Genomic DNA, 6,093 nt, shown 5'->3' with positions numbered 1-6,093 from the left:
CGTTTTTAGCTTTTGTGTTTGCAGGTGCGGGCGCGACGGTTGCTTCGGCCTTCAGTTTGGAGAAGATACCCTCGCCGATGCCTTTAACGTTTTTGAGCTCTTCCACCGATTTGAAGGCACCATGCTGCTGGCGGTAGTCCACAATGGCTTTCGCTTTGGCCGGACCGATGCCGGGCAGGGCTTCCAATTCGGACGGGGAAGCAGTATTGATGTTGACGGCGGCCAGCGACAGCGAGGCGGTCAGAACGGAGAGTGCGGCAAAGAGGAATTTTTTCATAAGGGCGTTTTCCTATCATTTCGTTAATATGGACGGTAACGCCTGGAATGCGTTACCACTATATATTTTATTATCATATACTTTACATCATTTTAGTTCAAACAATTTTAAATATTTCCAACTTTACTATCTCTCAATGTATTGATTTTACAACATCTACGAACCCACCTCAATTTCGAAGCGGCCCCACCCACATTCTCAAAAGCCCATTCTTCTACAACCGGAGCATTCAGAGTATTACCCCATTCCGCCCCACCGCCGCTATCAAGGCAGGGATGTCCGGTTCGCCAAACCTGTCAACGATACAAAGTAAAAGCCCCCGACAACTGTCAGGGGCTTAGAATAGGTGTTTGGCAGTGACCTACTTTCGCATGGAAGAACCACACTATCATCGGCGCTGAGTCGTTTCACGGTCCTGTTCGGGATGGGAAGGCGTGGGACCAACTCGCTATGGCCGCCAAACTTAAACTGTACAAATCGGTAAAGCCTTAATCAATATATTTGGTGATGACTGAATCAGTCAGTAAGCTTTTATCATTTGAAGTCCTTCAAATGATAGAGTCAAGCCTCACGAGCAATTAGTATGGGTTAGCTTCACGCGTTACCGCGCTTCCACACCCCACCTATCAACGTCCTGGTCTCGAACGACTCTTTAGTGTGGTTAAACCACAAGGGAAGTCTCATCTTCAGGCGAGTTTCGCGCTTAGATGCTTTCAGCGCTTATCTCTTCCGAACTTAGCTACCCGGCTATGCAACTGGCGTTACAACCGGTACACCAGAGGTTCGTCCACTCCGGTCCTCTCGTACTAGGAGCAGCCCCCGTCAAACTTCCAACGCCCACTGCAGATAGGGACCAAACTGTCTCACGACGTTTTAAACCCAGCTCACGTACCACTTTAAATGGCGAACAGCCATACCCTTGGGACCGACTACAGCCCCAGGATGTGATGAGCCGACATCGAGGTGCCAAACTCCGCCGTCGATATGAACTCTTGGGCGGAATCAGCCTGTTATCCCCGGAGTACCTTTTATCCGTTGAGCGATGGCCCTTCCATACAGAACCACCGGATCACTATGTCCTGCTTTCGCACCTGCTCGACTTGTCGGTCTCGCAGTTAAGCTACCTTTTGCCATTGCACTATCAGTCCGATTTCCGACCGGACCTAGGTAACCTTCGAACTCCTCCGTTACTCTTTGGGAGGAGACCGCCCCAGTCAAACTGCCTACCATGCACGGTCCCCGACCCGGATTACGGGTCTGGGTTAGAACCTCAAAGACACCAGGGTGGTATTTCAAGGACGGCTCCACAGAGACTGGCGTCTCTGCTTCAAAGCCTCCCACCTATCCTACACAAGTGACTTCAAAGTCCAATGCAAAGCTACAGTAAAGGTTCACGGGGTCTTTCCGTCTAGCAGCGGGTAGATTGCATCTTCACAACCACTTCAACTTCGCTGAGTCTCGGGAGGAGACAGTGTGGCCATCGTTACGCCATTCGTGCGGGTCGGAACTTACCCGACAAGGAATTTCGCTACCTTAGGACCGTTATAGTTACGGCCGCCGTTTACTGGGGCTTCGATCCGATGCTCTCACATCTTCAATTAACCTTCCAGCACCGGGCAGGCGTCACACCCTATACGTCCACTTTCGTGTTAGCAGAGTGCTGTGTTTTTAATAAACAGTCGCAGCCACCTATTCTCTGCGACCCTCCAGGGCTTACGGAGCAAGTCCTTAACCTTAGAGGGCATACCTTCTCCCGAAGTTACGGTATCAATTTGCCGAGTTCCTTCTCCCGAGTTCTCTCAAGCGCCTTAGAATTCTCATCCTGCCCACCTGTGTCGGTTTGCGGTACGGTTCAATTCAAACTGAAGCTTAGTGGCTTTTCCTGGAAGCGTGGTATCGGTTACTTCATGTCCGTAGACACTCGTCATCACTTCTCGGTGTTAAGAAGACCCGGATTTGCCTAAGTCTTCCACCTACCGGCTTAAACAAGCTATTCCAACAGCTTGCTAACCTAACCTTCTCCGTCCCCACATCGCATTTGAATCAAGTACAGGAATATTAACCTGTTTCCCATCGACTACGCATTTCTGCCTCGCCTTAGGGGCCGACTCACCCTACGCCGATGAACGTTGCGTAGGAAACCTTGGGCTTTCGGCGAGCGGGCTTTTCACCCGCTTTATCGCTACTCATGTCAACATTCGCACTTCTGATACCTCCAGCACACTTTACAATGCACCTTCATCGGCCTACAGAACGCTCCCCTACCATGCTAGTAAACTAGCATCCGCAGCTTCGGTTATAGATTTGAGCCCCGTTACATCTTCCGCGCAGGACGACTCGACCAGTGAGCTATTACGCTTTCTTTAAATGATGGCTGCTTCTAAGCCAACATCCTGGCTGTCTGTGCCTTCCCACTTCGTTTACCACTTAATCTATCATTTGGGACCTTAGCTGGCGGTCTGGGTTGTTTCCCTCTTGACAACGGACGTTAGCACCCGCTGTCTGTCTCCCGAGGAACCACTTGATGGTATTCTTAGTTTGCCATGGGTTGGTAAGTTGCAATAACCCCCTAGCCATAACAGTGCTTTACCCCCATCAGTGTCTTGCTCGAGGCACTACCTAAATAGTTTTCGGGGAGAACCAGCTATCTCCGAGTTTGTTTAGCCTTTCACCCCTATCCACAGCTCATCCCCGCATTTTGCAACATGCGTGGGTTCGGTCCTCCAGTACCTGTTACGGCACCTTCAACCTGGCCATGGATAGATCACTCGGTTTCGGGTCTACACCCAGCAACTGTTCGCCCTATTAAGACTCGGTTTCCCTACGCCTCCCCTATTCGGTTAAGCTCGCTACTGAATGTAAGTCGTTGACCCATTATACAAAAGGTACGCAGTCACACCACAAGGGTGCTCCCACTGTTTGTATGCATCAGGTTTCAGGTTCTATTTCACTCCCCTCCCGGGGTTCTTTTCGCCTTTCCCTCACGGTACTGGTTCACTATCGGTCGATGATGAGTATTTAGCCTTGGAGGATGGTCCCCCCATATTCAGACAGGATTTCACGTGTCCCGCCCTACTTTTCGTACGCTTAGTACCACTGTTGAGATTTCGAATACGGGACTATCACCCACTATGGTCAAGCTTCCCAGCTTGTTCTTCTATCTCGACAGTTATTACGTACAGGCTCCTCCGCGTTCGCTCGCCACTACTTGCGGAATCTCGGTTGATTTCTTTTCCTCCGGGTACTTAGATGGTTCAGTTCTCCGGGTTCGCTTCTCTAAGTCTATGTATTCAACTTAGGATACTGCACAGAATGCAGTGGGTTTCCCCATTCGGACATCGCGGGATCATAGCTTTATTGCCAGCTCCCCCACGCTTTTCGCAGGCTTACACGTCCTTCGTCGCCTATCATCGCCAAGGCATCCACCTGATGCACTTATTCACTTGACTCTATCATTTCAAGAACTTCTCTGACTTTGCCTGACATTCCGTTGACAAGAACATCAAACTTGAATTTCCTACTTTGATAAAGCTTACTGCTTGTTGTGTCTTAATCCCGCCTTTTGTCTTTCGGGATTAAGTCGATACAATCATCACCCAAATACTGCACCTGTTTTTCTTTTCCTATTTAGGAGATAACTGACCGTTTGCAATCGGTCAATCATCAAAAACAGACACATTGTCTTTGTTTGTTGATTTCGGCTTTCCAATTTGTTAAAGATCGATGCGTTCAATATTGCTATTTACTTCGCAAATCAAAATGAGCTGATTATTATAGCAGCCTTTCTTTTTCCGTCAAACTGATTCACCATCAGACTTCTCTTTAGAAAAAAAGAAAGCAGTTACACTGCCTTTTTAACTCGTTTTGATTTGGAAAGTATTGGTGGAGGCAAACGGGATCGAACCGATGACCCCCTGCTTGCAAAGCAGGTGCTCTACCAACTGAGCTATGCCCCCGTTCTTGGTGGGTCTGGGAGGACTTGAACCTCCGACCCCACGCTTATCAAGCGTGTGCTCTAACCAGCTGAGCTACAAACCCGGATTCTCTTCTTAAGCGAATCTTGTCTTCACTCAAGCATTTTTCCGCATCTTCTACAGTTTACCGATAAGTGTGAATGCGACAGCCTCTTCTTTCTCTAGAAAGGAGGTGATCCAGCCGCAGGTTCCCCTACGGCTACCTTGTTACGACTTCACCCCAGTCATGAAGCATACCGTGGTAAGCGGGCTCCTTGCGGTTACCCTACCTACTTCTGGTATCCCCCACTCCCATGGTGTGACGGGCGGTGTGTACAAGACCCGGGAACGTATTCACCGCAGTATGCTGACCTGCGATTACTAGCGATTCCGACTTCATGCACTCGAGTTGCAGAGTGCAATCCGGACTACGATCGGTTTTGTGAGATTGGCTCCACCTCACGGCTTGGCTACCCTCTGTACCGACCATTGTATGACGTGTGAAGCCCTGGTCATAAGGGCCATGAGGACTTGACGTCATCCCCACCTTCCTCCGGCTTGTCACCGGCAGTCTCATTAGAGTGCCCAACTTAATGATGGCAACTAATGACAAGGGTTGCGCTCGTTGCGGGACTTAACCCAACATCTCACGACACGAGCTGACGACAGCCATGCAGCACCTGTGTTACGGCTCCCGAAGGCACCCCTCCGTCTCTGGAGGGTTCCGTACATGTCAAGACCAGGTAAGGTTCTTCGCGTTGCATCGAATTAATCCACATCATCCACCGCTTGTGCGGGTCCCCGTCAATTCCTTTGAGTTTTAATCTTGCGACCGTACTCCCCAGGCGGTCGATTTCACGCGTTAGCTTCGCTACTAAGCAGTCAAGCTGCCCAACAGCTAATCGACATCGTTTAGGGCGTGGACTACCAGGGTATCTAATCCTGTTTGCTACCCACGCTTTCGGGCATGAACGTCAGTGTTATCCCAGGAGGCTGCCTTCGCCATCGGTATTCCTCCACATCTCTACGCATTTCACTGCTACACGTGGAATTCTACCTCCCTCTGACACACTCTAGTCACCCAGTTCAGAACGCAGTTCCCAGGTTGAGCCCGGGGATTTCACATCCTGCTTAAGTAACCGTCTGCGCCCGCTTTACGCCCAGTAATTCCGATTAACGCTCGCACCCTACGTATTACCGCGGCTGCTGGCACGTAGTTAGCCGGTGCTTATTCTTCAGGTACCGTCATCAGACAGGGGTATTATCCCTGTCCTTTTCTTCCCTGACAAAAGTCCTTTACAACCCGAAGGCCTTCTTCAGACACGCGGCATGGCTGGATCAGGCTTGCGCCCATTGTCCAAAATTCCCCACTGCTGCCTCCCGTAGGAGTCTGGGCCGTGTCTCAGTCCCAGTGTGGCGGATCATCCTCTCAGACCCGCTACTGATCGTCGCCTTGGTAGGCCTTTACCCCACCAACCAGCTAATCAGATATCGGCCGCTCAAACAGCGCAAGGCCAAATGGTCCCCTGCTTTCTTCCTCAGAAGATATGCGGTATTAGCTAATCTTTCGATTAGTTATCCCCCACTGCTCGGTACGTTCCGATATGTTACTCACCCGTTCGCCACTCGCCACCCAAGAAGCAAGCTTCCCTGTGCTGCCGTCCGACTTGCATGTGTAAAGCATGCCGCCAGCGTTCAATCTGAGCCAGGATCAAACTCTTATGTTCAATCTCTAACTTTTTAACTTCTGGTCTGCTTCAAAGAAACCGACAGGACAATGTCTAAAACATCATCTTGTCTGTCTTTCAAACAGTGTGAGGCTGTCGCACTCACACTTATCGGTAATCTGTTTTGTTAAAGAGC

The 6,093-nt window shown here is 50.1% G+C and carries 1 protein-coding gene, 2 tRNA genes and 3 rRNA genes; all 6 read right to left on the bottom strand.

Features of this window, described 5'->3' with window-relative positions; translation table 11 throughout:
- The coding region (locus DBY90_RS12310) for a ComEA family DNA-binding protein (RefSeq protein WP_107987323.1) at nt 1-277 on the bottom strand (277 nt) is incomplete at its 3' end.
- Nucleotides 278-625: 348 nt separating this feature from the next.
- Nucleotides 626-739, bottom strand: a 5S ribosomal RNA gene (gene rrf, locus DBY90_RS12305).
- Nucleotides 740-834: 95 nt separating this feature from the next.
- Nucleotides 835-3,726 (bottom strand): 23S ribosomal RNA (locus DBY90_RS12300).
- Nucleotides 3,727-4,157: 431 nt separating this feature from the next.
- Nucleotides 4,158-4,233 (bottom strand) — tRNA-Ala (locus DBY90_RS12295).
- Between the two features lie 5 nt (nt 4,234-4,238).
- A tRNA-Ile gene (locus tag DBY90_RS12290) sits at nt 4,239-4,315 on the bottom strand.
- 101 nt (nt 4,316-4,416) lie between these two features.
- A 16S ribosomal RNA gene (locus DBY90_RS12285) occupies nt 4,417-5,957 on the bottom strand.
- The 16S, 23S and 5S rRNA genes sit together here with 2 tRNA genes alongside, the layout of an rRNA operon.
- Nucleotides 5,958-6,093: the final 136 nt, after the last annotated feature.

Origin of the sequence: Neisseria mucosa (genome assembly GCF_003044445.1) — a bacterium.
Lineage (GTDB): Bacteria > Pseudomonadota > Gammaproteobacteria > Burkholderiales > Neisseriaceae > Neisseria > Neisseria mucosa_A.
The sequence above is the reverse complement of the archived record's forward strand: the minus strand, read 5'-3'. Positions and strand labels throughout refer to the sequence as shown.